This window comes from Pseudomonas sp. NPDC088322 (assembly GCF_044740745.1).
Classification (GTDB): Bacteria; Pseudomonadota; Gammaproteobacteria; order Pseudomonadales; family Pseudomonadaceae; genus Aquipseudomonas; species Aquipseudomonas shirazensis.
Genome location: NZ_JBIURK010000005.1, coordinates 236,543 through 261,969, shown reverse-complemented (window position 1 = coordinate 261,969; position 25,427 = coordinate 236,543). Strand labels below are relative to the sequence as shown.

The 25,427-nt window shown below is 61.9% G+C and carries 23 protein-coding genes; 12 read left to right on the top strand and 11 right to left on the bottom strand.

Annotation, left to right across the window (positions count from 1 at the left end):
* Positions 1-84 precede the first annotated feature (84 nt).
* The 3 genes from ACIOAU_RS14790 to pssA all read left to right on the top strand — a co-directional run bounded on the left by ACIOAU_RS14790 (position 85) and on the right by pssA (position 5,007).
* Positions 85-963, top strand: coding sequence for a DMT family transporter (locus tag ACIOAU_RS14790; protein ID WP_101320118.1), 879 nt, complete (start codon positions 85-87; stop codon positions 961-963).
* Positions 964-1,250: 287 nt separating this feature from the next.
* The gene (gene katG, locus ACIOAU_RS14785) at positions 1,251-3,500 is read left to right on the top strand and encodes a catalase/peroxidase HPI (RefSeq protein ID WP_401182869.1); all 2,250 of its coding nucleotides are present in this window, start codon (positions 1,251-1,253) and stop codon (positions 3,498-3,500) included.
* A gap of 193 nt (positions 3,501-3,693) precedes the next feature.
* Complete coding sequence (gene pssA, locus ACIOAU_RS14780) at positions 3,694-5,007, top strand: CDP-diacylglycerol--serine O-phosphatidyltransferase (protein ID WP_150571851.1); 1,314 nt, start codon at positions 3,694-3,696, stop codon at positions 5,005-5,007.
* Here pssA and ACIOAU_RS14775 read toward each other — a convergent pair.
* The 4 genes from ACIOAU_RS14775 to ACIOAU_RS14760 all read right to left on the bottom strand — a co-directional run bounded on the left by ACIOAU_RS14775 (position 4,991) and on the right by ACIOAU_RS14760 (position 8,873).
* Entirely contained in the window at positions 4,991-6,178 is a 1,188-nt protein-coding gene (locus ACIOAU_RS14775; RefSeq protein ID WP_401182865.1) for a cupin-like domain-containing protein, read from the bottom strand. The genes pssA and ACIOAU_RS14775 overlap by 17 nt on opposite strands.
* 59 nt (positions 6,179-6,237) lie before the next feature.
* The gene (locus ACIOAU_RS14770) at positions 6,238-6,741 is read right to left on the bottom strand and encodes a DoxX family protein (RefSeq protein WP_150569018.1); all 504 of its coding nucleotides are present in this window, start codon (positions 6,739-6,741) and stop codon (positions 6,238-6,240) included.
* Positions 6,742-6,849: 108 nt separating this feature from the next.
* A complete protein-coding gene (locus ACIOAU_RS14765) occupies positions 6,850-8,136 on the bottom strand; it encodes a HAMP domain-containing sensor histidine kinase (protein ID WP_150569019.1) in 1,287 nt (428 codons plus the stop codon).
* Positions 8,133-8,873, bottom strand: a complete 741-nt coding sequence (locus tag ACIOAU_RS14760) for a response regulator (protein ID WP_101320108.1) — start codon at positions 8,871-8,873, stop codon at positions 8,133-8,135. The genes ACIOAU_RS14765 and ACIOAU_RS14760 overlap by 4 nt, the downstream gene beginning before the upstream one ends.
* 210 nt (positions 8,874-9,083) lie before the next feature.
* Between ACIOAU_RS14760 and ACIOAU_RS14755 the strand changes: the two genes are divergently transcribed.
* Positions 9,084-9,359, top strand: a complete 276-nt coding sequence (locus tag ACIOAU_RS14755; RefSeq protein WP_101320106.1) for a DUF2790 domain-containing protein — start codon at positions 9,084-9,086, stop codon at positions 9,357-9,359.
* Between the two features lie 41 nt (positions 9,360-9,400).
* Here ACIOAU_RS14755 and ACIOAU_RS14750 read toward each other — a convergent pair whose 3' ends face one another.
* From ACIOAU_RS14750 to ACIOAU_RS14735, 4 genes are all read right to left on the bottom strand, one after another.
* A complete protein-coding gene (locus ACIOAU_RS14750) occupies positions 9,401-10,249 on the bottom strand; it encodes a shikimate dehydrogenase (RefSeq protein WP_220633779.1) in 849 nt (282 codons plus the stop codon).
* Positions 10,246-10,695, bottom strand: coding sequence for a type II 3-dehydroquinate dehydratase (gene aroQ / locus ACIOAU_RS14745; RefSeq protein ID WP_150569023.1), 450 nt, complete (start codon positions 10,693-10,695; stop codon positions 10,246-10,248). Before aroQ ends, ACIOAU_RS14750 begins: the two co-directional genes overlap by 4 nt.
* A 113-nt stretch (positions 10,696-10,808) precedes the next feature.
* Complete coding sequence (locus ACIOAU_RS14740; RefSeq protein ID WP_401182859.1) at positions 10,809-11,768, bottom strand: FecR domain-containing protein; 960 nt, start codon at positions 11,766-11,768, stop codon at positions 10,809-10,811.
* Positions 11,768-12,298 carry a sigma-70 family RNA polymerase sigma factor gene (locus ACIOAU_RS14735; RefSeq protein ID WP_181087258.1) on the bottom strand — a complete coding sequence of 177 codons (531 nt, stop codon included), beginning with the start codon at positions 12,296-12,298 and terminating at the stop codon, positions 11,768-11,770. The genes ACIOAU_RS14740 and ACIOAU_RS14735 overlap by 1 nt, the downstream gene beginning before the upstream one ends.
* Positions 12,299-12,468: 170 nt before the next feature.
* On the opposite strand from ACIOAU_RS14735, the gene ACIOAU_RS14730 reads away from it, so the two are divergent.
* Positions 12,469-14,664: an OsmC domain/YcaO domain-containing protein gene (locus ACIOAU_RS14730; RefSeq protein WP_401182856.1), complete on the top strand. Its 2,196-nt coding sequence runs from the start codon at positions 12,469-12,471 to the stop codon at positions 14,662-14,664.
* 34 nt (positions 14,665-14,698) lie between these two features.
* Here ACIOAU_RS14730 and ACIOAU_RS14725 read toward each other — a convergent pair whose 3' ends face one another.
* A complete protein-coding gene (locus tag ACIOAU_RS14725) occupies positions 14,699-14,881 on the bottom strand; it encodes a DUF1289 domain-containing protein (RefSeq protein ID WP_101320094.1) in 183 nt (60 codons plus the stop codon).
* 148 nt (positions 14,882-15,029) lie between these two features.
* On the opposite strand from ACIOAU_RS14725, the gene ACIOAU_RS14720 reads away from it, so the two are divergent.
* The 4 genes from ACIOAU_RS14720 to ACIOAU_RS14705 all read left to right on the top strand — a co-directional run bounded on the left by ACIOAU_RS14720 (position 15,030) and on the right by ACIOAU_RS14705 (position 19,426).
* Positions 15,030-15,467 carry a DUF2231 domain-containing protein gene (locus ACIOAU_RS14720; RefSeq protein WP_188036146.1) on the top strand — a complete coding sequence of 146 codons (438 nt, stop codon included), beginning with the start codon at positions 15,030-15,032 and terminating at the stop codon, positions 15,465-15,467.
* On the top strand, positions 15,464-16,756 hold the full coding sequence (locus ACIOAU_RS14715) for a sorbosone dehydrogenase family protein (RefSeq protein WP_103437662.1): 1,293 nt from the start codon (positions 15,464-15,466) through the stop codon (positions 16,754-16,756). Before ACIOAU_RS14720 ends, ACIOAU_RS14715 begins: the two co-directional genes overlap by 4 nt.
* Positions 16,757-16,941: 185 nt before the next feature.
* Positions 16,942-18,444 carry a glycine betaine/L-proline transporter ProP gene (gene proP / locus ACIOAU_RS14710; RefSeq protein ID WP_181087254.1) on the top strand — a complete coding sequence of 501 codons (1,503 nt, stop codon included), beginning with the start codon at positions 16,942-16,944 and terminating at the stop codon, positions 18,442-18,444.
* Positions 18,445-18,529: 85 nt separating this feature from the next.
* Positions 18,530-19,426 carry a PA4780 family RIO1-like protein kinase gene (locus ACIOAU_RS14705; RefSeq protein WP_150571859.1) on the top strand — a complete coding sequence of 299 codons (897 nt, stop codon included), beginning with the start codon at positions 18,530-18,532 and terminating at the stop codon, positions 19,424-19,426.
* Between the two features lie 179 nt (positions 19,427-19,605).
* Here ACIOAU_RS14705 and ACIOAU_RS14700 read toward each other — a convergent pair whose 3' ends face one another.
* Positions 19,606-19,899 carry a hypothetical protein gene (locus ACIOAU_RS14700; RefSeq protein WP_101320085.1) on the bottom strand — a complete coding sequence of 98 codons (294 nt, stop codon included), beginning with the start codon at positions 19,897-19,899 and terminating at the stop codon, positions 19,606-19,608.
* A 153-nt stretch (positions 19,900-20,052) separates the two neighbouring features.
* Here ACIOAU_RS14700 and ACIOAU_RS14695 point away from each other — a divergent pair, with 153 nt between their 5' ends.
* The 3 genes from ACIOAU_RS14695 to ACIOAU_RS14685 are packed head-to-tail and all read left to right on the top strand — an operon-like array spanning position 20,053 to position 24,237.
* A complete protein-coding gene (locus ACIOAU_RS14695) occupies positions 20,053-20,718 on the top strand; it encodes an ABC transporter ATP-binding protein (RefSeq protein WP_188036144.1) in 666 nt (221 codons plus the stop codon).
* On the top strand, positions 20,718-23,180 hold the full coding sequence (locus ACIOAU_RS14690) for an ABC transporter permease (RefSeq protein WP_150569031.1): 2,463 nt from the start codon (positions 20,718-20,720) through the stop codon (positions 23,178-23,180). Before ACIOAU_RS14695 ends, ACIOAU_RS14690 begins: the two co-directional genes overlap by 1 nt.
* Positions 23,170-24,237 (top strand): lipocalin-like domain-containing protein, encoded by a 1,068-nt coding sequence (locus ACIOAU_RS14685; RefSeq protein WP_150569032.1) that lies wholly within the window; start codon positions 23,170-23,172, stop codon positions 24,235-24,237. Before ACIOAU_RS14690 ends, ACIOAU_RS14685 begins: the two co-directional genes overlap by 11 nt.
* A gap of 30 nt (positions 24,238-24,267) precedes the next feature.
* On the opposite strand, the gene ACIOAU_RS14680 is transcribed toward ACIOAU_RS14685, so the two are convergent.
* Positions 24,268-25,224: a ribonuclease Z gene (locus ACIOAU_RS14680; RefSeq protein ID WP_150569033.1), complete on the bottom strand. Its 957-nt coding sequence runs from the start codon at positions 25,222-25,224 to the stop codon at positions 24,268-24,270.
* Between the last annotated feature and the right edge of the window lie 203 nt (positions 25,225-25,427).

The following is a 25,427-nucleotide window of genomic DNA, read 5'->3' as shown; positions in this document are numbered from 1 at the left end:
TCTAGAATTCGCCCATATCCAGGCCGCCTTTGATGGCAGCCGGATCTTGGCGGAGTAGCTGCCAAGTCCCTATTTGAGTACGCCATGAGTTCGAGTACACCGCTGTCCGGAGTCAATCAGCCGCTGCGAGGCATCGCCCTGGTAGTGGTCGCCACTTTCCTGTTTGCCAGCCATGATGCGCTGTCCAAGTTCCTCGGTGGTCTGTACCCGATCATCATGGTGGTGTGGGTCCGCTATCTGGTGCATACATTGCTGATGGCTGGGATCTTTCTGCCCAAGTCGGGCATGGCGGTGCTGCGTACCCGCAAGCCTGTGTTGCAGACGCTGCGTGCACTGAGCCTGCTGAGTACCAGTCTGCTGTTTACCGCGGGCCTGCAGTATCTGCCATTGGCCGAGGCCACTTCGGTCAACTTTCTCGCACCGGTGTTGGTGACGGCATTGTCGGTACCGCTGCTCAAAGAGCATGTCACCACTGGCCAGTGGGTCGCGGTAGTAATGGGCTTCATTGGCGTGTTGGTAGTGGTACACCCAGGCGGCTCAATGTTCACCCCGGCGATTCTTTTCCCGTTCGGCTCTGCATTGGGTTTCTGCTTTTATCAGCTACTCACCCGCAAAGTGGCTGCCTACGACAGCCCGACCACCAGCAACTTCTTCGCCGGGCTGTGCAATACCCTGGTGATGACGGCATTGGTGCCGTTTTTCTGGAAGATGCCCGAGTGGGACCACCTGCTGCTGATGCTGGCGCTGGGTGGTTTCGGGATGTCTGCGCACCTGCTGCTGACCCAGGCCTTCCGCTTTGCCGCACCGGCCATGCTGGCGCCGTTCAGCTACTGCCAGATCGTGTTTGCCGGGCTGTTGGGCTTTGTGGTCTTCGGCCAGGTGCCAGACCACCTGAGCATGGTGGGCATCGCGATCATCTGCCTCAGTGGTCTGGGCGCTGCTTGGATGCAACGGCGCAAGTAATCTGCTGGCGGGCACGCTGGCTTCGGGGTGCTGACATATTCACGCTATCGGTGGGTAATACTTGCTCTATTAGACCTCTGCCCGCGCTCAGCTAGTCTTGGTCAAGGGACAAGCCTGCGGCTGCGCAGCGCCTGCTGCACAGCACGCCGTATCCAGGCAACCCCTTTGCACGCTTTTGGCGGCCTGACCGCTCCAACTGATGAGCAGACGGCCGAGCCTATGTGCTCGGCTGATCAAGCTGGCCTAGACCGGAACTCTGACAGAACCCGACCCGAAGGTACCCGCAGATGTCGAACGAATCGAAATGCCCGTTCCATCAAACCGCAGGTGGTGGCACCAGCAATCGTGACTGGTGGCCTGACCAACTCAACCTGAACATTCTGCACCAGCATTCAGACAAGTCCGATCCAATGGACCCCGATTTTGACTACGCCAAAGCCTATGCCAGCCTTGATTTTCAAGCGCTCAAACAGGACCTGACAGCGCTGATGACCGATTCGCAGGAGTGGTGGCCAGCCGACTTTGGCCATTACGGGCCGTTGTTCGTACGCATGGCCTGGCATAGCGCCGGCACCTATCGCATTGGCGACGGGCGCGGTGGTGCAGGCTCCGGACAACAACGCTTCGCGCCGCTCAACAGCTGGCCAGACAACGTCAGCCTGGACAAGGCGAGGCGTCTGCTGTGGCCGATCAAGCAGAAATACGGCAAGGCTATCTCCTGGGCTGACTTGATCGTACTGACCGGCAACGTCGCCCTCGAATCGATGGGCTTCAAGACCTTTGGCTATTCCGGCGGCCGAGCCGATGTGTGGGAACCTGACGAAGACGTCTACTGGGGTTCGGAAAAGGTCTGGCTGGGCGGTGACACCCGCTACGGCAAGGCCCAGGCGCCTGGCCAGGGTGACCTGGTTGCCGAGCCCGCCAAGCATGGTGAGGAACAAAGCCGCACCAATGCCGGGCGCGACCTGGAGAATCCGCTGGCGGCGGTGCAGATGGGCCTGATCTACGTCAACCCGGAAGGCCCCGAAGGCAATCCGGACCCAGTCGCATCGGCCAAGGATATCCGCGAGACTTTCGGCCGCATGGCCATGAATGATGAAGAAACCGTGGCCCTGATCGCTGGCGGGCACGCCTTTGGCAAGACCCACGGCGCCGGTCCGGCCGACAACGTTGGCGCCGAGCCCGAGGCTGCCGGCCTGGAACAGCAGGGTCTGGGTTGGCACAACAAGTTTGGCACCGGCAAAGGCCCCGACACCATCACCAGTGGCCTCGAAGTGACCTGGACCTCGACGCCGACGCGCTGGAGCAACGAGTATCTGGAAAATCTGTTCCGCTTCGACTGGGAACTGAGCAAAAGCCCTGCTGGCGCCCATCAGTGGCAGCCAAAGAACGGTGATGGGGCAGGGCAGATCCCCGACGCGCACGACCCAAGCAAGCGCCATGCGCCGTCAATGCTGACCTCCGACCTGGCGTTGCGCTTTGACCCCATCTATGAGCCGATAGCGCGTCGCTTCAAGGATCACCCCGAGCAGTTGGCGGATGCCTTTGCGCGCGCCTGGTACAAGCTGATCCATCGCGACATGGGCCCGCTGGCGCGCTATCTGGGGCCGGAGCTGCCGCAGGAAGAGCTGCTCTGGCAAGACCCTCTGCCCAAAGCCACCCCCTCGGCACTGAGCGAGCAAGACATCGCCTCGCTCAAGAGCAAAGTGCTCGCCTCGGGCCTGAGCGTAGGCGAGCTGGTCAATACCGCCTGGGCTTCGGCCTCGACCTTCCGTGGCTCGGACAAACGTGGCGGTGCCAACGGCGCGCGCATACGCCTCGCGCCGCAGAAGTTCTGGGCCGCCAATCAGCCGCAGCAGCTGGATAAAGTGCTGGGTGTGCTGGAAGGCATTCGCAGCGGTTTCGCCACTGGCGGCCAGCAGATGTCGATGGCCGACTTGATTGTGCTGGCTGGCAGTGTTGCCGTCGAAAAAGCGGCGCGTGATGCCGGCCATGCCCTGACTGTGCCGTTCCGCCCGGGTCGTGTCGACGCTTCGCAGGAGCAGACCGATGTCGAATCGTTCGGTGCGCTGGAACCGTTGGCTGACGGTTTCCGAAACTTCGCCAAGGGCAGTTACAACGTCAAGGCAGAGCGGCTGTTGCTGGACAAGGCGCAACTGCTGACCTTGACCGCGCCAGAGCTGACCGTGCTGATCGGTGGTCTGCGTGTGCTGGGCGCGAACAACGATGCGAGCAAGCACGGCGTGTTCACCGACAAACCTGGGCAGTTGAGCAATGACTTCTTCCGCAACTTGCTGGATATGAGCGTTGAATGGAAGGCGACCGGCGCGGACAACAATGCGTTCGAAGGCCGTGACCGCAAAACTGGCCAGCCGAAGTGGACGGGTACCCGGGTAGATCTGGTGTTCGGCTCCCACGCGCAGTTACGCGCATTGAGCGAGGTTTACGCCAGCAGTGATGCCAGTGAGAAGTTTGCCAAGGACTTCATCGCGGCCTGGGTGAAGGTGATGGAGTTGGACCGTTTCGATCTGAAGTAGCCGTTGGCGCCCCGGGCAGCCCCAGGCAATCTGGGCTGCTCTGGCGGCGGCGACATCTGATCCCTTCTTTTTTTTGTAATGATCGCGATGGTCGGGCGTGCTGGCGTTATTGCTATGATGGGCGCCACGCAATGCACGGGTGAACCTTGCATTTCACTCGAGACCGGAGGTGATCCGCTTGATCCGCACGTCCATGCCTGTTCCCCAGCTTGGTTTTGCCATTGACCCGCAAGCCATCAGCGCGCTGCCTGATGCTGCAGCTTATCGCACGGTGTTGCTCGAACGCATTGCCAGCGCGCAGCGGCGCATCGTCATCGTGGCGCTGTACCTGCAGGAAGACGAAGCCGGTCAAGAGGTGCTGGACGCGCTTTACCAGGCCAAGGCGGCGCGGCCTGAACTGCAGATTGTCATCGTGGTTGACTGGTTCCGCGCGCGTCGTGGCTTGCTTGGCGCTGGCCGCCAGCCCGGCAACGCCGCCTGGTATCAGGCCCAGCGCGAACAGCGCGGTCTGGACGTCGTCATCCATGGCGTACCGGTACAAACCCGTGAGCTGTTTGGCGTGCTGCACCTCAAAGGCAGCGTCATCGATGATTGCGTGATCTACACCGGTGCCAGCCTCAACAACGTTTACCTGCATCGCTTCGATCGGTATCGCCTCGACCGTTATCATCTGTTCGAGTGCCCAAGCCTTGCCGATGCCATGGTCAGCCTGGTCCACGAGGTGCTGGCCAGCGCTGCCACGCCGCGCCTGGACCAGCCCGCGCCGCCGGCCACGCGCACCATGCGCGCTGCTATCCGTCGCTTGCGCGCACGCTTGCGGCGCATGACCTATCCATTGCCGGCTGAACCGGCCAGTCACGGCCTGCGGGTCATCCCGCTGCTCGGCATTGGCCGTGGCAACCCGCTCAACCGTGCGATCTGCGCGTTACTCGCGGCAGCGGACGAGCAGATCGTCATCAGTACGCCCTATTTCAATCCGCCGCGCCTGGTCATGACCGAGATCGATCGGGCACTGGCGCGTGGTGTGGCGCTGGAAATCATTGTCGGCGACCGTACTGCCAATGATTTTTACGTCGCGCCTGGTGAGCCATTCAGCGCCAGTGGTGTATTGCCGTACCTGTACGAAGACACCCTGCGCGCCTTTGCCAAACGCCGCCAGGCGGCGATCGACGCGGGTCAGTTGACCTTGCGCATCTGGAATGACCCCGGCCACACCTTCCACGCCAAGGGCGTTTGGATCGATCAGCGCTACAGCCTGCTCACCGGCAACAATCTCAACCCGCGCGGCTTCAACCTCGACCTTGAAAACGGGTTGCTCATCGATGACCCGCTGGGCCAGTGGTTGGCGCCGCGCGAGAAAGAGTTGCAAGCGCTCAGGCGCCATGCGCCGGCGCTGCGCTCGGCCAGTGAGCTGGGCGAGCCGGGCGAGCATCCGCAGCAGGTGCGCAAATTCCTCAAACGCTTGCGTTTCAGTCGGCTGGAGCCGCTGATCAAGCGGGTACTGTAGGGCAGGGCGCTGCTTCGACCACCTCAGGCAGTGGTGAGCGTGGCCAGCCGCGCCCTGAATCCACCCAGAAATTCACCGACAACGATGTCGACAGAGACTCGACTTGATGAAACCAGCCTTCGGGCAGGAACAGCAAGTCGCCAGCCTGCAGCACAACTTCCAGGAACCGCACCTCGCGGCAATGCGGGAATTGCGCGTAATCGGGCGCTCTGGGGTCAACGTCACAGCCTTCCAGTCCCCCGTCTGGCGATGTCGCCCAGCAGCCTAGGGCCTCGCGGTGATGGGGCGCGGCGAGTATGAACGACTTTTCTCCCCAGACCTGAGCGAACAGGTTGTCGCTGTCGTCGCGATGCAGGGGCGTCAGCGTGCCTTTGGGGCCGATCCAGATGCGCGGCGGGATGAATTGCTCGGCTTCGAAATAGCCTGGGTAGCGGATGTGTTCGAGCAGTTGTGCCGGCAGGATGTTGTTACCCATGTATGCGGGCGGCTTGCCGTCAGTGCCTGCCGCTATGGGGTTGTCCAGGCTGGAGACAAAATCAGCCATGGACGTCGAGCGGAAGTCGCGCTCGGTGGAGAAGGTTTTCTCGACATAGTCGCCGTGGCGGGTGATGCCTTGCAGGTTGGCGAACAGCTCGAGCGAGGCCTTATGACCATTGCTGAACAACGGCCAGTCGTGCAGCGCCTCGCTGATCACCAGCGGAATGCCGTGCAGCATGTAGTGTTGGCGGAACTCGTCTACGGACAAGCCGTCGCGTGGCCGCCGTTCGATTCGAGTTAACGGCGGCTGCGCTGCAGACAGCGCATCGCTTGGTCGGGCGCTTGGCGGATAGCGGCGATTGGCTTCGACCGCAGGCGCCTGGTTACCGCGCAGCGCCATGTCGATCGCCTGCGGCAGCAGAGTAGCCAGGCCCAGGTTGCCGTCGATGATCAGGCGGCCGCTGGCGAATAGTTCTTCGACATTGGCCTGCCCGGCCATGATCGCCATGAAATCTGCGCTGGCAACGGCAATGCTGACATCTGCCGAGCCGTGCTGGCCGCTGCCGCTTTCGGCATGGCCGCCGGCCTCGTACCAGTACGCAGTATGGCCATCGAAGACGAACTGAACCACGCCCTTGAGGCCAACGCTGGCGGCGTTGGCGAACAAATTGCCCAGAATGCTCTGCAGGTCCACGGCTTACTCGCTTGGTTGGCTCATTTGTACAAATGACGAGGGCCGTGGGCGGAAATTTATCACGCGGTTTTGGTGGTAATCGGGCGTCGCTGCCAGAGCCAATGATCCAGGCTCAATCGGCCGGCGCCCCTCAGCAGCAGGGCCAGCAAGACCACCAGGTAAATCAGGGGTAGTTTGAAGTTGCCATAGCCTTGGTCGGTAATCGCATAACCTTTGGCCAGCTCAGCCAGGCTCGACCAGTCGGCAGGCCAGTGAACTGCGGCAATGGCCACCACGGTCAGGATAATCAGTGTCGCCGAGGCCAGCCGGGTGCCCAGACCCAGCAACAGCAGCAGCGGGGCGACCAGCTCGACCCACATCGACAGCTGCCAGTTGAATTGTGCAGGCACCAGGTTGAAAGGGAACGGGAAACTCGCTTGCAGGTCGCCAAACCAGTTGCCGCCGTTGAATTTTTCCCAGCCTGATTCAAAAAACTCCCAGGCCAGGAACAAGCGCAGCGGTATGTCGGCAGTCCAGCCCGCGAAATTGTCGAAACTGCTGAAGGCGCGGTTCATAGCGTTCATGGTCAGACTCCGCTGCATGAAGAGGGGAAGAGCAGAGTCTGCGACGCTGAGGTATCGGCAATGTGTCGACCAAACAGCGTTGTGTATCGCTGTGTACCGGCTACGCCTTCAAGGCACCTCGATTTGGGCGCAGAGTCCGCCGCCCGAGCGGTTGCTCAACGTCAGCCTGGCGCCCATCGCAAGCGTCAGTTGCTGGGCAATCGCCAATCCCAGGCCGGTGCCACCGGTCTGACGATTGCGTGAGCCTTCAACCCGGTAAAACGGCTTGAGTACCTCGTCGAGCTCTTCCTGAGGTATGCCCGGGCCGTCATCGAGCACGCGGATGATCGTCAGGTCGTTATGCCGGGATACATCCAGCTGCGCAGCCCCGGCAAACTTCAGCGCATTATCGAGCAGGTTGACCAGCACCCGGCGCAAGGCATGCGGCCGGGTCTGCACGGTACCGCCGGTATGGCCCAGCCGCTCGACCTGGGCTCCGCTGTCCTGGTAATCGAAGACGATACTGTCGATGAAGGCGTCAACATCAACGCGGCACGGCGCTTCGGTGCCGCCGTCCATGCTGCGGGCATAGGCCACGCCCTCGCGAACCAGATGCTCCATGGCGCTCAGGTCGCTCGATAATTTGTCCTTTTCCTGCCCATCATCCATCACTTCCACGCGCAGTTTCATGCGGGTAATGGGCGTCTGCAAATCATGGGAAATCGCCGCGAGGATTTGCATGCGCTCTTTCAGGTAGGCAGCGATACGTGCTTGCAGGGCGTTGAAGGCCACTGCCGCATACCTGACCTCACGTGGGCCGCTTTCATCCAGTTGCGGCCCGGGGGCGTTGGGGTCGAGGTTGTCCACCGCCTGCGATAGCCTCGTCAATGGGCCGATCGCCAAGTGCACGGCGAGCCAGGTACAGATCAGCAGCAGCACCAGTTGTATCAGCAGCACAACCGGCAGCCAGCTGGCTACCGGTGCCAGGGCGGGCGTTACATCGATGGTCAGCGGGGCGCCGTCGGCCAGGCGCAGATGGACCTGGAAGTGCGCGTCCTGACCGGGGATCTCCAGGAACGTCAGGTGATGGTCCTTGCCAATTGCCTTGACCACCGACTCGGCCGCCATCGGCGGGTTCTCGCTGGGCATGGCCTGGCCGCTCTGGCCGTTGTCGAGCCGGTAGCGGTAGGTGCTGCGCTCCAGCCGCGGCAGCCAGGCGGCGCGCTCTGCTGCGGGCAGGCGGTCGAGAATTGCCACCGAGGTGGCTACATCCTGTTCGAGATTGGTGAGCATCATCGAGCGGCTGCTGACAAAGCGCTCATAGGCCTGCAGGCTGAACGACAGCCCGTAGGCCAGCACCAGCCCGCTGAAGAAGATCAAGGCCAGCCGCGAAGCCAGCGTGTGCGGCCATTTCATAGTGTTGGCTCGAGCAGTTGAACCGCCAGCGAGAACACGTAACCTTCGCTGCGTACGGTTTTGATGCAGGTCGGCTCACGAGCATCGTCGCCCAGACGCTGACGCAGGCGGCTGACCAGCAGGTCGATCGAGCGATCGAAGATATCCGCCTCACGGCCCTGGGTAAGGTTGAGCAACTGCTCGCGGCTGAGCACCCGCTGCGGGTGGTCGAGGAACACCCGCAGCAGCCGGTACTCGGCGCCGCTCAGGGCCACCAGCGTGCCTTGCTGGTCAAGCAGGTGGCGTGCGCTGGTATCCAGCCGCCACTGGCCGAAGGCCAATAATCGGCTGCTTTCACTGATGGTCAGATTCGGCGGCAGCATCCGGGTGCGGCGCAGCACTGCGTTGATCCGCGCCAGTAGCTCACGGGCGGAAAACGGTTTGGTCAGGTAATCATCGGCGCCCATCTCCAGACCGACAATGCGATCGGTCTCGTCATTGCGCGCGGTAAGCATCAGAACCGGCGTAGTACGCTGGCGACCGGCGCGCAACTCACGGCACAGCAGCAGGCCGTCGTCGCCGGGCATCATGATGTCGAGGACGATCAGATCGACCGTGTTCGATTCCAGAAAGCTGCGCATCTGCCGGCCATCGGCGACAATGCTGGTGCGCAGGCCGTTCTTCTTCAGGTAATTGCCGACCAGCTCGCGGATTTCGCGATCGTCGTCGACGATTAGGATGTGGTCGATGTGATCCATCAGGCAAGTCCGTCTCAGCGAGAATGGACGCAGTGTACCGAGCGCCAAGGCGCTTGACTGCGCGGCTTTGTATTGCAGTGTATCTCGCAGTGCTGCAGATACACGGGCTCGCAATAACGCCGCTTCGGCGACACAGGGCAGATACCTGTCGGGGGTGAAATGGCACTCAACGGGAAGCGTGGTCTTCCCCACCTAGCCAGGAGCGTTGCCATGAACTTCAAGACTATTGCCCGTGCAGCCTTGTTCGCCGTTGCCAGCAGCGCCACCATCGCTGCGCAAGCCAGCAGCGTATCGATGGAAAGCAGCAGCGCCATGCACTATCGCTATGGCGATCGGCTGGACGTGAAGAAAGTACTGTCGGTAGAAGATGACCGCAGCAATGCGTGCGGGGTAGTCAACTCGCGCATCGAGTATCTCGATTCGCACGGCCAGCGCCAGAGCGTTGAATACCGCAGCTATGCCACCAGTGGCTGCCATGAAAGCTGAGGCAAGCGGGCTGCAGCCTCGGCAGCCCGTCGCCCGGCATTTCAATTCATGCTGGCGAAATGCGCCTGCATCCTGCTGGCGTCTGCGACTCTGCCGCTGATCAGCTCGAATGCCTTGACCGCTTGAAACACCGCCATGTTGCCACCGTCGAGGGTGCGGCAGCCGAGCGCACGGGCGTGGCGCAGCAGTGCTGTCTCAAGCGGGAAGTAGATGATCTCGGCAACCCATAGCCGCGCGTGCAGCAGTTCCACTGGCAAGGGTGTGCCTGGCAGCTTGGCCATGCCCACCGGTGTGGTGTTGACCAGGCCATCGGCATCGGCCAGGGTGGCAGCGAGATCACCGCCTAGGGCAGCTCGGCCTGCGCCGAAGCGCTGGTTCAGGTTGTCGACCAGGGCTTGCCCGCGCGCAACATCGACTTCGAACAGCACCAGCTGTTCGACTCCTTCAGCGAGCAGGGCATGGGCCACTGCAGCACCGGCGCCACCGGCGCCCATCTGCACCACCAAGCGCTTGCTGACGTCGCCCAGCCCGCGTCGGAAACCCTCGGCGAAGCCCAGGCAATCAGTGTTATGACCAATGCGCTTGCCGTCCTTGAACACCACTGTGTTCACCGCGCCAATGCCACGCGCTTCATCAGACAGCTCATCGAGCAACGGCAGGATCGCCTGCTTGAACGGGAAGGTGATGTTGAGGCCGGTAAAGCCGGTGCGTTGCGCGGCCTCAAGCAGATCGGGCAGGGCGCTGTCTTCCAACCCCAGCTGGTCGGCATCGATCAGCCGATACAGGTAACGCAGCGATTGCGCGTCGCCCTCGTGCTCATGCAGGGCAGGGGTGCGGGATGCCTGGATGCCGCGGCCAATCAGGCCGGCCAGAATGCTTGGTTGGCTCATGCTGCTTGCTCCGCGAACATCTGCCCAAAGTGCGCCAGCGCCATGCGATAGCCATGGCTACCCAGGCCGCAGATCACCCCAACGGCAATCGACGAGACGAACGAGATATGCCGGAACGGCTCACGCTTGTGCACATTGGACAGGTGTACTTCGATCACTGGCAGCTCGCTGGCGACCAGCGCATCACGGATGGCCACCGAGGTGTGGGTCCACGCACCAGGGTTGATCACGATGCCGGCGCAACGACCGCGGGCGGCGTGGATCCAGTCGATCAGTTCGCCTTCGTGGTTGGTCTGGCGGAACTCGATATCCAGGCCCAGATCGCGGGCGCTGTCGGCGCAGCTGTTGGCGAGGTCGGCGAGCGTCTCGCGGCCATACTGTTCAGGTTCGCGGGTGCCGAGCAGATTGAGATTGGGGCCGTTGAGCACGAGAATTCGGGGCGTCATGGCAGATCACTTTGTTGTTTTTGATTGCCCCGATATTTGTACTATCTGGTTAATTCGTCAATCGGCTAGCACGTTTGCTGGTTGAAAATGGGCGATTACCGAACCAGGATGCTTTATAGCGCTACCACTGTGACCCAATAGCGTGTGGTTTGTACTACGCGCACGGGCAGGGTCGTGCTCAGTGCGCGCAAGGTCTGGTCGCTGTCGTCGATCGCGAAGGCGCCGCTGATGCGCAGCCCTGCGACCGCGGGGTCGCAGCGTAACCAGCCGGGGCGATAGCGGCTCAGTTCAGCGAGAAACGCATCCAGACGCTGATCATTGGCCACCAGCATGCCCTCGCTCCAGGCGTCCTGACCGGCATTGATCGGTTGCACCGCGCCAAGCTGGCTGGCGTTGAAGCGGCATTGGGTGCCTGCATCGAGCACCACTGGCGCAGCGCCGTTTGGGGTGACACGCACCTGATGTTGAAAAACGCTGACCAGCGTGCTCGCGCCGTCGGCCCTGACGGCGAAGCGCGTGCCCAGCGCCTGAATGCTGCCCTGTGCGGTCTGCACCTGCAGCGGCCGACGAGCAGGGTCGGCGGCGCTGGTAAGCAGCAGCTCGCCTCTGTGCAGTTGTATTCGGCGTTGAGTTGCGCTGTAGAGCACGTCGACGGCACTGGCGGTGTTCAGTTGCAGGCGCGATCCGTCGGCGAGCACCGTATTGAGCCGCTCGCCGGTGCGTGTCTGGTAGTCAGCCATCCAGCCTGCGCGTTGGCCTTGGCGATAACCTGCGTAGCCAAGCGCGCCGGTACCCATCATCAAGGCGAAACCTTTGAGCACGGCGCGTCTGCTATCCAGCGCGGGCTGATCGGCTAGGCGCAGCGCTCGCCCGGTAACGTTCGTGGGCATGCCATGCAGACGTTGTTGCAGTTGTTCGATCTGAGCCCAGGCCCAGCGATTGTATTCATCGCGGTCGAGCCATGCTTGCCAGCCAGCCTGGTCTGCAACCGAGGCTTCCTCGCATTGCAAAAGCCCAAACCATCCTGCGGCTTGTTCCAGGGCTGCGCGTTGTCGAGCGTGGAGAACGGTCATCAGCGTTCGGCGCCCAGGCTGAACAGCACGCAATGCTGGGTGGCCTTGGCTACATAGCGGGTAACCGTCACCACCGAAACCTGCAATTGCTCTGCAATCAGCTTGTAGCTCATGCCGTCGAGTTGCGACAGCAAAAACGCCTGGCGCACGTTTGGGCCCAGGCCGGCGAGCATCGCATCCAGTTCGCACAGGCTTTCGAGCAAAATCGCGCGGGTTTCTTCGCTGATGCTGACCGCCTCGGGTTGCTCGGCCAGGGCCTGCAGCCAGGCGCGTTCGAGTCGAGCCCGGCGAAAATGGTCGATCATCAGGCGGCGGGCGATGGTGGCCAGGTAACTCTTGGGTTCGCGCACTGCCTCAAGCTGATTCTGCGCATCCTTGGCACTGAGCACCCGAATGAACACATCCTGCACCAGGTCTGCGGCAAGCTCACGGCAGTCGACGCGGGGGCGCAGCCAGCTCAACAGCCAACGCTGATGTTCCTGGTAAAGGCACTGCACCTGACGGTTCAGCGGGCGATGGCTGGAGGTCATAAAAGGCTCGAAGCGCAATTGGGAGTCATTATCATTTTATGAGCGGCCTTGACGCTAAGCAAGCACGCCAGCGGCTGCAACCTGTACGCCGCGCTGATCGGCAAAGACTTGCGCGGCAAAAATCCGGATAATGGCGGCCATTTCGTTTCGCTTTATCATGGTAATCCCGCATGGAAATCAAGGTTAACTTTCTCGACAACCTCCGACTTGAAGCCAAGTTCGATGATTTCACGGTGGTCGCCGATCAGCCCATTCGCTACAAGGGCGATGGCTCGGCGCCGGGTCCGTTCGACTACTTCCTGGCTTCGTCGGCATTGTGTGCGGCTTACTTCGTGAAGTTGTATTGCGAAACGCGCAACATCCCCACCGACAACATTCGCCTGTCGCAAAACAATATCGTCGACCCGGAAAACCGCTACAACCAGATCTTCAAGATCCAGGTCGAACTGCCGGCGGATATCTCCGACAAGGACCGCCAGGGCATCCTGCGTTCGATCGACCGTTGCACGGTGAAGAAGGTGGTACAGGCCGGCCCAGAGTTCGTCATCGAACAGGTGGCTAACCTGGATGCTGATGCGCAAGCCTTGTTGATGCTCGACAGCGATCCGCAGGCAAGCACGTACATCGCTGGCAAGGACCTGCCACTGGAGCAGACCATTGCCAACATGTCGGGCATTCTCGCGGGCCTTGGGATGAAGATCGAAATCGCCTCGTGGCGCAATATCGTGCCCAACGTCTGGTCATTGCACGTGCGCGATGCGCATTCGCCCATGTGCTTTACCAACGGCAAGGGCGCCACCAAGGAAGGAGCCCTGGCTTCGGCGCTGGGCGAGTTCATCGAACGCCTCAACTGCAACTTCTTCTACAACGATCAGTTCTGGGGCGAAGACATCGCCAACGCCGAGTTCGTGCATTACCCGGACGAGCGCTGGTTCAAACCCGGCAGCAAGGACGCCTTGCCTGTCGAGATCCTCGATGAGTACTGCCTCGAGATCTACAACCCCGACGGCGAACTGCGCGGCTCGCACCTGTACGACACCAACTCGGGCAATGTGAAGCGCGGCATTTGTTCGCTGCCGTTCGTTCGTCAGTCTGACGGTGAAGTGGTGTACTTCCCCTCCAACCTGATCGAAAACCTGTACCTGAGCAACGGCATGAGCGCCGGCAACACTCTGGCCGAGGCGCAGGTGCAGTGCCTGTCAGAGATTTTCGAACGTGCGGTAAAACGGGAAATTCTTGAGGGTGAACTGGCCCTGCCTGATGTTCCTGAGGACGTGCTGGCCAAATACCCGGGCATCCTCGCCGGGATCAAGGGGCTGGAAGAGCAGGGCTTCCCGGTGCTGGTCAAGGATGCCTCGCTGGGCGGCGAATTCCCGGTCATGTGTGTGACCTTGATGAATCCGCGCACCGGCGGCGTGTTCGCCTCGTTCGGCGCGCACCCAAGCCTGGAAGTCGCGCTTGAGCGCAGCCTCACCGAGTTGCTTCAGGGACGCAGCTTCGAAGGTCTCAATGACCTGCCGCAGCCGACGTTCGAGAGCCACGCAGTGACCGAGCCGAACAACTTCGTCGAGCACTTCATCGACTCCAGCGGTGTCGTCTCATGGCGCTTCTTCAGTGCCAAGGCCGACTTCGAATTCGTTGAGTGGGACTTCTCTGGTGAAGGGGAAAACTCCAACGAGGAAGAGGCTGCAACCCTGTTCGGCATCCTCGAATTGCTGGGCAAGGAAGTGTACATGGCCGTGTACGAGCACCTTGGCGCCAAGGCCTGCCGTATCCTGGTGCCGGACTATTCCGAGATCTATCCGGTTGAAGACTTGATCTGGGATAACACCAACAAGGCGCTGCTGTTCCGCGAAGACATCCTCAACCTGCACCGCCTGGACGATCGCAGCCTGAAGGCGCTGGTCAAGCGTCTGGATAACTGCGAAGTGGACGAATACACCGACATCACCACCTTGATCGGTGTGGAGTTCGACGACAACACGGTGTGGGGCCAGTTGACCATTCTGGAATTGAAGCTGCTGATCAAGCTCGCCTTGAAGCGCTTCGACGAAGCCAAGGAACTGGTAGAAGCGTTCCTGCAGTTCAACGACAACACCGTTGAGCGCGGCCTGTTCTATCAGGCGCTCAACGTGGTGCTGGAAGTGGTGCTCGATGATGAACTGGAACTGGCCGACTACGAGGTCAACTTGCGCCGCATGTTCGGCAATGCGCGGATGGATGCGGTCGTGGGCTCGGTCGAGGGCAACGTGCGCTTCCATGGCTTGACGCCGACCAGTATGAAGCTGGAGGGGCTCGATCGGCACCTGCGCTTGGTCGACAGCTACAAGAAGCTGCACGCAGCGCGGGCCAAGTTCGCGGGCTAAGCGGTTACCACGCGGGGCTGCTCTGCGGCCCCCCTTATTTTTTGCCTTTCTTGATAGCCTTCAAGCGCGCCTTGGCCTTTTGCACAGCCTCGATGCGCTCGCTCTTCTTCATCTTCTTCCACTTGCGAATATCGTCTTTGCTGCGCCCGCAGCCCAGGCAAACTTCGTCGCGGATCTGGCATTTGGATATGCACGGGTTGTCTGCGTCTTTGCCCAAAACTCTAGTCCTCAACCGGCACCGCTCAGCAAACGGGTAGCGGCCAGATTACAGCCCTGTCTGCAATTGCGCTGAACTATCGCTTTGGCCGAGCGATCTTTCATTAGGCCTCCAGGCGCAGTCTGTGCAGGGAGGGACCTCTGGATCGATGAAAGGAGCCACCGTGAACGACTCAACCCTCTATCGCTGCCGGCCAGGAGCGCTGCACGCGACTCTGTTGGCCGGTACCGTGCCGCTGTTTCTCGGCGCCTTGCTCAGTGACATAGCCTATTACCAAAGCTACCAGATTCAATGGGCCAACTTTGCTGCCTGGCTGATTGCCGGTGGCTTGCTGTTCTGCGGATTGGCATTGCTGTTTGCCCTGGTCAATCTGATCCGCGCCGAGCACAAGGGTGGGCGCCCAGTGGTGTACTTCGCGCTGCTGCTGGCTACCTGGCTGCTGGGCCTGATGAACGCCTTTGAGCATGCCAAGGATGCCTGGGCCGTTATGCCGTCGGGGCTGGTGTTGTCGGTCATCGTCAGTGCGTTGGCGTGCATCGCAACCGGCCTCGGCCTGACCAATCTGCGCTCCGGAGGTGTGCGATGAACCGCGTACATGCACTGACAGCCTTGAGCATGGCGCTGCTGCTCAGCGCCTGCGGTGGCGAGGGCGACGCCACGCAAACCTACGGCGCCAACCCGAAACTGCCTGATCAGCAGCGCGGCCTGTTGCCGAGCATGAAAATCGCCGAGCCGACCGCCTGGGGCGATCTCAAGCCAACCGTACCGCAGGGCTTCAACGTCACTGCGATTGCCACTGACCTGAAGATCCCGCGGCAGACGCTGGTGCTGCCCAACGGCGATATTCTGGTAGCGGAAGGGCGCGGCGGCAGTGCGGCCAAACTCAAGCCCAAGGACGTCATCGCCAGCTCTATCAAGGCCAAGGGCAATACCCAGGTCAAGGGCGGTAACCGCCTGACCTTGCTGCGTGACGCTGATGGTGACGGCAAGTACGAAGTGAAAACGGTGTTCGCCGAAGGCCTCAACGCACCCTATGGCCTGGCCTACTTCGAGGGCAGCGTGTACGTGGCCAATCAGGATGCGCTGGTGCGCTTTGACTACGCGGATGGCCAGACCAAGGCCAGTGGCCCGCCCAGTAAGGTCAGCGACCTGCCGGCCGAGATCAACCACCACTGGACCAAGGCGCTGACGATCAGCCCCGACGGGCGCTACCTGTACGTCGGCATCGGCTCCAACAGCAATATCACCGAGCGCGGCATGGAGGTCGAAATAGATCGGGCCATGGTCTGGCAGATCGACGCCCAGACCGGCGCGCACAAGCCGTATGCGACTGGCCTGCGTAACCCGACTGCGCTGAGTATCGAACCCACCAGCGGTGAACTGTGGGCTGTGGTCAACGAGCGCGATGAGCTTGGCCCTGACCTGGTGCCTGACTACCTGACCTCAGTCAAAGCGGGGGGCTTCTACGGCTGGCCCTATAGCTACTGGGGGCAGAACGTCGACCCACGTGCGCAGCCGCAGAACCCCGAAAAAGTTGCTGCGGCGATCAAGCCGGATTACAGCCTCGGCTCCCACGTTGCGGCTCTGGGCGTTGATTTTTCGGTGGCGGCCATGGGCGCGCAGTTTGCCGAGGGCGCGTTCGTCGGTGAGCACGGTAGCTGGAACCGCCCCAACCCCGTGGGCTACAAGGTGATTTTCGTGCCGTTCAGCAATGGCAAGCCGGCCGGCGAGCCGATCGACTTTGCCACCGGCTTCCGTGGTGAAGATGGCAAGACCCGCGGTCGCCCGGTGGGTGTGACGGTGGATCCGCGTGGTGCGCTGATCATCGCCGACGACCTCGCCAACACCATTTGGCGAGTAACGCGCAGTCAGTAATGCTGCGCTGAGCACCAATACCAGGCCATCTGCGTGGAGCCTCAGAGCGGATGGCCTGTTTGCTGGCGCGAAAAATGTCGGCGCTCAGTGAATTTTTTCGTAACCCTTTGTATCTGATGCCTTAGAGCCTGGCCATTAAAACAATGGCAACCGGTAATGGACACGTCAGTAACAGAGTGGCAGATATGAAATCACGCAAAAAAAGCGTCAAGCCGATCGGCTTGAAAGACATCACCATTGTTGACGACGCCAAGATGCGCAAGGCGATCACCGCCGCAGCGCTTGGCAACGCCATGGAGTGGTTCGACTTCGGCGTCTATGGCTTTGTCGCCTATGTGCTCGGCAAGGTCTTTTTCCCCGGCGCTGACCCCAGCGTACAGATGATCGCAGCCTTGGGTACGTTCTCGGTGCCATTCCTGATTCGGCCCCTGGGCGGGCTGTTCTTCGGCGCCCTCGGCGACAAATACGGCAGGCAGAAGGTCCTCGCCGCCACCATTGTGATCATGTCCCTGAGCACCTTCGCCATTGGCTTGATTCCGTCCTATGCCGCGATTGGTATCTGGGCGCCCATCCTGCTACTGCTGTGCAAGATGGCCCAGGGCTTCTCGGTAGGGGGTGAATACACCGGTGCCTCGATCTTCGTCGCCGAGTACGCCCCGGACCGCAAGCGCGGCTTCCTCGGCAGTTGGCTCGACTTCGGCTCGATCGCAGGCTTTGTTGCCGGCGCCGGCCTGGTGGTGTTCATCTCGGCCATGATCGGTGAAGAGAGGTTCCAGGAGTGGGGCTGGCGGGTGCCGTTTCTGCTGGCGCTGCCGCTGGGCATGATCGGCCTGTACCTGCGTCATGCGCTGGAAGAGACCCCCGCCTTCCAGCAGCATGTCGACAAGCTCGAGCAGGGCGATCGCGAAGGCCTGGCTGGCGGTCCGAAGGTGTCGTTCAAGGAGGTGGCTACCAAGCACTGGCGCAGCCTGCTGACCTGCGTAGGCGTAGTCATCGCCACCAACGTCACCTATTACATGCTGCTGACTTACATGCCCAGCTACTTGTCGCACAACCTGCATTACAGCGAGAACCGCGGGGTGCTGATCATCATCGCGATCATGGTGGGCATGCTCTTCGTGCAGCCTCTGATCGGCTTCCTCAGCGATAAATACGGCCGCCGCCCGTTCATCCTGTGCGGCAGCATCGGCTTGTTCGCACTGGCCATCCCGGCCTTCATGCTGATCACCAGCGGTGTGCTCGGGCTGATCTTCGCCGGTTTGCTGATGTTGGCGGTGCTGCTCAACTTCTTCATCGGGGTGATGGCTTCGACGCTGCCGGCGATGTTCCCTACGCACATTCGCTACAGCGCGCTGGCCAGTGCCTTCAATATTTCTGTGCTGATTGCCGGCCTGACCCCGACCATCGCCGCCTGGCTGGTAGAAAGCACCAACAACCTGTACATGCCGGCTTACTACCTGATGGTCATTGCCCTGATCGGTCTGATCACCGGTATCACCATGAAAGAAACTGCCAATCAGCCATTGCGCGGCGCTGCGCCCGCCGCCTCGGACATCGATGAAGCGCGTGAACTGCTGCAGGAACACCACGACAACATTGAACAAAAAATCGAGGACATTGACGAGCAGATTGCTGAACTTGAGGCCAAACGCACGCATTTGGTACAACAACATCCGCGTATTGATTAGCTCGAAACGAGCAAGTCGGATCAGGCTGTGAGAGGATGGCCGGCAAACCATGTGTCTGGCAGAACAGGACCCTGAATTAAACCTGATGAAGACTCCAAAACGTATTGAGCCGCTGATCGAAGACGGTCTGGTCGACGAGGTGTTGCGGCCCTTGATGAGTGGCAAGGAAGCAGCGGTGTATGTGGTGCGCTGCGGTAACCAGGTGCGTTGTGCCAAGGTCTACAAGGAGGCCAACAAACGTAGCTTCCGCCAGGCGGCCGAGTACCAGGAAGGGCGCACGGTGCGCAACAGCCGCCAGGCGCGGGCCATGGCCAAGGGTTCCAAGTACGGTCGCAAGGAAGCCGAAGATGCCTGGCAGAACGCCGAGGTGGCCGCCTTGTTCCGCCTCGCGCATGCCGGCGTGCGAGTGCCCAAGCCCTACGACTTCCAGGACGGCGTGCTGTTGATGGAGCTGGTGGTCGATGCCGACGGCAACGCCGCGCCACGCCTCAACGACGTTCACCTGGAGCCGGATCAGGCGCGTGAATACCACGCGTTCGTGATCCGCCAGATCGTCTTGATGCTCTGTGCAGGGCTGGTGCACGGTGACTTGTCCGAATTCAACGTCCTGCTCGGCCCGGATGGCCCGGTGATCATCGACTTGCCGCAGGCCGTCGATGCTGCCGCCAACAACCATGCTTTCAGCATGCTCGATCGTGACGTGGCGAACATGAGCGGTTACTTCGGGCGCTTTGCTCCCGAGCTCAAGGACACCCGCTACGCCCGGGAGATGTGGTCGCTGTTCGAGGCCGGGGAATTGTTGCCCGATAGCCCGCTGACCGGCGAGTTCGAGGATGACGACCACGACGCCGATGTCGGCGGCGTGCTGCGCGAGATCGAAGCGGCGCGGATGGATGACGAACGTCGCCGTGCCGGTCGTGAAGAAGCCGAGCGTGGCCCGGTCAAGAGCGAGGAGCCGCCACCGCCGCCGTGGCTGCAGTAATCCCTGGCAATAAGATTCGCCTGATTGCTGCCTGCCCACTGGCCGACCATGATTGCGCGATTGTTCAGGTGCAATGCCTGAACAATCGCAATGGTGGCTGCGGGCGGGCGGTCTTACGACCAACCGAGTGAACCAACCTTATAGCTCGAACTAGCGGGCCCGCTCGTAGCCGCCACCCATCACTTGCACTTGGCCATCACCACCTGACAGGTCTTCGGCGTACCGCCTGAACGGCTCGCATAGCGCATGCAGCTGTCCATGGATTTCTTGCGCGCCGCGCTCAACGTGTTGCCCCATGCCAGGCCACCCTCGCCAGCGGTCGGCACTGCCTTGGCGAAGCAGTTCGCGCCTGCTTGGGCATAGCGCGTAGCGCTGGATTTGTTCGAGCATCCCGTCAGCGATGCAAGGCTGCCGATGAGCAGGATCAGCAGCAACCACGATGGGTGGTAGCCAGGTATCGCAGTGCGGGCCATGGAGGTTCCTGTAAGCCTGATGATGTTCTTACCTCAGTTTAGCCCCGATTGCGCCTACCCTTGAAGGGCAGAACGATGCAACCTATGGCTGCAACGCTGTGCCCAAGAGTTAGTGATTAACGCCCGTTGTGCCCTGAGAGGAAGCCCCCACCGATGTTGGTCGTCGAGCAGCTGCGCAAGTCATTCAATACCGCCCAGGGCGTTCTGCCTGTGCTGCAGGGCGTCGACCTGCAACTGGCGCGGGGCAGCAGCCTGGCGCTGATGGGCGAATCCGGTAGTGGCAAAAGCACGTTGCTGCATCTGCTCGCCGGACTTGATCGGGCTGACAGCGGCAGGATACTGATCGAGGATGTACCCCTCGATACGCGGGACGAAACGGCGCTGGCACGCTGGCGGCGCGACAGCATTGGCCTGGTGTTCCAGCAGTACAACTTGATCAGCAGCCTCGACGTTGCCGCCAATCTGGCGTTTCAAGCCCGCTTAGCCGGGCGCCACGATCCTGCCTGGACCGCGCAGCTGGCGGAGCGGCTTGGGTTGACCGAGTTGTTGCAGCGCTACCCCGAGCAGCTGTCGGGCGGCCAGCAGCAACGTGTGGCGATTGGTCGTGCGTTGGCGGGACGGCCGGCGCTGGTGCTGGCCGACGAGCCCACCGGCAGCCTCGATGAAGCAAGCAGTGAAGAAGTCCTGCAACTGATGCTCGAGCTGGTTGCCCAGGCGGGCAGCAGCCTGTTGATGGTGACCCACAGCCGGCAGTTGGCGGCGCGGCTCGAACATCGGTGCTTCCTCAAGGCTGGACGTGTTCAGCCGGAGCCGGATTGATGGCCAGCCTGCTGATCACCTTGCAGGCGCTGCTCAGCCATTGGCGCCGGCACCGCTTGCAGTGCTTCAGTATCTTTACCGGGCTATGGCTGGCAACGGCATTGTGGACCGGCGTGCAGGCGCTCAACAGCCAGGCCCGCAGCGACTATGCCCGTGCCAGTGGTGTGCTTTCGGGTGCCAGCCAGACGCAACTGGTGCCGCGTCAGGGCGAGCATCTAGCGCAAGCGCTGTATGTGCAACTGCGCACTAGAGGCGTGCCGGTGACGCCGGTTCTGGAAGGCCGCCTGCAACTTTCAGGAAGCGCGACTCAGGCAGTGCGCTTGATCGGTATTGAACCGCTGAGCCTGCCAGCGAAGATGGCCGTGGCCGGGGTACAGGCGCAAGCGTTCGAGCTTGCGGCTTTCATCGACAGCCCTGGGCAAGCCTGGATCAGTCCAGACACGCTACGCCAGTTGAACCTGCAACCGGGTGAGCGCGCGCGCACCCGCGATGGTCAGCTGATGCCGCCGTTGGTCCTGCAAGCGGAACTGGCGCCTGGGGTGATCGTGGTCGATATCGGCCACGCGCAGGCGCTGCTCGGCGCGCCAGGACAACTGTCGCGTCTGCTGCTCGAAAAACAACCCACCGCGCTGCCTGCCGACATCGCCGCCCAGCTTATGCTGCAAACCGGTGGCGACGACGGTGATCTGCAGCGCCTGACCGACAGCTTTCACCTCAACCTGACTGCGCTGGGCTTGCTGGCATTCGTGGTCGGCCTGTTCATTGCCCATGCGGCCATTGGCCTGGCGCTGGAGCAACGGCGCGGCTTGATCAGAACCTTGCGTGCCTGCGGTGTCAGCTTGCGGGTGCTGTTGACCGGGCTGGCGCTGGAGCTGGGTGCGTTCGCGTTGCTCGGCGGCCTCGCCGGGGTGGTCAGTGGTTATCTGCTGGCCAGCCTGTTGTTGCCTGACTTCGCGGCCAGCGTGCGCGGCTTGTATGGAGCGCAGATCGCCGGGCAGCTGAGCCTGTCGCCGCAGTGGTGGTTGGCCGGCGTCGGCGTGAGTCTGCTCGGTGCGTTGTTGGCCGGTGTCAGCAGCGTGCTGCGCGCTGCGCGCCTGCCGCTGCTGGCGCTTGCCCAGCCACAGGCCTGGCGCCTGGCCCAAGGGCCGTGGCTGCTTCGTCAGGCGTTGGTCGCCTTGTTGCTTGGTTTGGTAGCGCTGGGGTGCTGGCAGTGGGGCAATAACCTGAGCAGCGCCTTTGTCCTGCTCGCGGCATTGCTGCTGGCAGCGGCGCTATTGCTGCCGGCCTTGCTCGAGCTTGCCCTGGCCGGTTTGGCGCGCTTGTGCCGGCGGCCATTGCCGCAATGGTTCGTGGCCGACAGCCGCCAGCAATTGCCGGCGCTGAGCCTGGCGCTGATGGCCTTGCTGCTGGCGTTGGCCGCCAGCGTCGGTGTGGGCAGCATGACCGAGGGCTTTCGCCGCACCTTTACCGGCTGGCTCGATCAGCGCCTGTCGGCAGACCTGTACCTGACCCCACGCGACACTGCCCAGGCAGTGCAGATCAGCGACTGGCTGGCACGCCAGCCCGAAGTCACCGCGGTGCTGCCCAACTGGCGCGTCGAGTGGCGGCTGCAGCAATGGCCGACGCAGGTCCAGGGCATCGTCGATCACCCGTACTACAACAATCACTGGCCGCTGCTGGAAAAATCCGCCGGTGCCTGGGAGCAGCTTGCGCAGGGGCGCGGGATCATGCTCAGCGAACAGTTGGCCAGGCGCCTGCAGCTGGGTCTTGGCGACGCCTTGCAACTGCCCGAGCCATCAGCCCAAACGATGCCGGTAGTGGGCATCTATGCCGATTATGGCAATCCCAAAGGGCACCTGCTGATCAGCGCCGACTGGTTACGCCAGCACTGGCCGCAGGCGACGTTGAGCAATCTGGGCCTGACCTTGGCTGGCGAGCATTTGCCGGCGCTAAAGCGGGCGCTGGGCCAACAGTTCAGCCTCGATGACAGCCGCATGGTTGAGCAGACCACGCTCAAGCGATGGTCTGCTGCGGTGTTCGAGCGCACCTTTGCCGCTACCGCCGCACTCAACAGCCTGACCCTCGGTATCGCTGGTGTGGCGTTGTTCATCAGCCTGCTGAGCCTCGGCCAGAGCCGCCTGGGCCAGTTGGCGCCGTTGTGGGCGCTGGGGGTCGAACGCCGTCGGTTGATCTGGCTGACACTCGGCCAGACCCTGATGCTGAGCAGTTGCACCGTGTTGCTGGCGATTCCGCTTGGCTTGCTGCTGGCCTGGTGCCTGGTGGCCGTGGTCAACGTGCAGGCGTTTGGTTGGCGTCTGCCGCTCTATGTGTTCCCCGGTCAGCTGCTGCAACTGGCAGTGCTCGGCGTGCTGACCAGCTTTCTGGCCAGCGTCTGGCCGCTCTGGCAACTGGCACGCAGGCAACCCAGCGATCTCTTGAGGCAGTTTGCCAATGAACGTTAAACCCTGGCTGACCGCGCTGTGCCTGCTGCTTGCAGGCTGCGATGCGCCTGCACCCGAGCCCAACAGTTTTGCCGGCTTGGGGCAGGAGGCCAGCGCCTTCCAGCAGGTCACGCCGGGCCATGAGCTGCAGTTCCCGCGTGATCATGGCGCCCACGACGGCTTCCGCATCGAGTGGTGGTACGTCACCGCCAACTTGCAGGATGCCCAGGGGCGGCAGTGGGGCGCGCAGTGGACCTTGTTTCGTTCGGCATTGCGCCCTGGCGCAGAAACCGCCGACTGGAACAGCCCCAATCTGTGGATGGGCCACGCGGCGCTGACCGGGCCGGGCGGTCATCAGTCCAGTGAGGTGCTCGCCCGCGGTGGCATCGGCCAGGCTGGGGTTGAGGCGCAGCCATTTCGCGCCTGGATAGATGATTGGTCGCTGCAGGGCGGCAATGGGATTGGCCAGTTGCAGATGAAAGCCGCAGGCGAGGATTTCCGCTTTGATCTGCACTTGGTCAGTGAGCGGCCATTGGTGCTGCACGGGGCCAAGGGCTACAGCGAAAAATCCGGCAAAGGCCAGGCTTCCTATTACTACAGCCAACCGTTCTATCAGGTCAGTGGCGAAGTCGAGCGTGACGGCCAGCACGTGGCCGTTACCGGTCAGGCCTGGCTCGATCGCGAATGGAGCAGCCAACCTCTGGCGGCCGGGCAGTCAGGCTGGGACTGGTTTTCCCTGCACCTGGACAGCGGCGCCAAGGTAATGCTGTTTCAGGTGCGCGAAGCTCACGGCGATGCCTATAAAGCCGGCACCTGGGTCAGCGCCGACGGCAAGACCCAGCCACTCCAGGGGGCGCAGATCGAGCTGCAAGTGCTGGCCTCGAGCAAGCAGGCAAACGGTAAAACCGTACCGACCCGCTGGCGCGTGCGGCTGCCGGAGCAGGGCGTCGATGTCCAGGTCGAAGCGCTGTACAAGCAGGCCTGGATGAGCACCCGGTTCCCGTATTGGGAAGGGCCGGTGCGGGTCGAGGGCGGCAGCGGGCAGGGCAGGGGTTACCTGGAAATGACCGGTTACTGATCTTTGTGGAGAAGCGCACTGTCGGCCAACTCACAGCGCTGCGAGCAGGCCATCCTTGCCCAGGTGATAACGCTGCAGGTCCCGAGCCAGCGTCAGTTGCCCGCTGTAATGGGCCTGCGCCTCCTGGCGCACATCATCGATGGACGGGCTGCGCTGCGGGTTGTCCTGATAACGGGCGCTGAAGTGAGTCAGCACCAGGTTCGGTACACCTGCAGCCTCGGCAAATTGCGCGACAGCCGCCGCAGTGCTGTGGCCGAAGTTCGATTGCGAGCGTTGCAGCACAGGTTCGGTGAAGGTGGCTTCATGCACTAGCACATCGGCACCTTTGGCAACCTCGGCCAACAGAGCGGGTGAGTCGTTGTCGCCGCAGACGACGATGCGCCGGGCCGCTCGGGAGGCCTTCAGGTAAGTCAGCGTGTCGAGCACACGACCTTCATGTTCGACTTGCCGGCCATGGGCCAGATCACCCCACAGCGGCCCGCGCGGGATGCCGTCGGCTTGCAGGCGCTCGGTGTCCAGGCGCGGCTCCGGGTTGATCTCGGTGAACACAAAGCCATAGCTCGGCACCCGGTGCGACAGCTCTACGGTAGTCACCGCAACCTGCGCGCTGCGCCAGTCCTGCAGCGTTTCTACCGCCAGCAGATGCAGCTCGAAGGGCAGATAGGTCTGGCTCACCGCCAGGCTCAGGCGCAGCCACTCATGCAGTGCCAGCGGCATGATCAGTTCGAGCGGTTCGCTGCGCCCGGACATTCCCGCGCTGGCGAGCAATCCCGGCAGCCCGTAGCAGTGGTCACCGTGGACATGGGTGATGAATATCCCGCGCAGATCACGCATCGACAGTGATGTGTGAAGTAACTGATGCTGGGTGCCTTCGCCGCAATCGACCAGATACCAGCTTTTGCCGGACGCTTCGATGACTGCTGTCGCGCTGACGTTGCGGGCCTTGGTGGGTACCCCAGACGAGGTGCCCAGAAACTGCAGGTCCATTGCAGGATCCTCTTGGGTTCGGAGGGCTATTTTAGCCTTGCGTTGGCTGACTGATGAAGACTCTCAAAGCAGGTTTGAGCGTTTTGGCTGTCAGGAAAAGTCTCCGGCCGTAAGACTTTTCGCTCAATGTAGTAGGGCGCATCCTGTTCGCTTTTGGCGGGGAAAAATACCGGTCAGCAGCTGCTAGTTTTCCTGGCTCAACA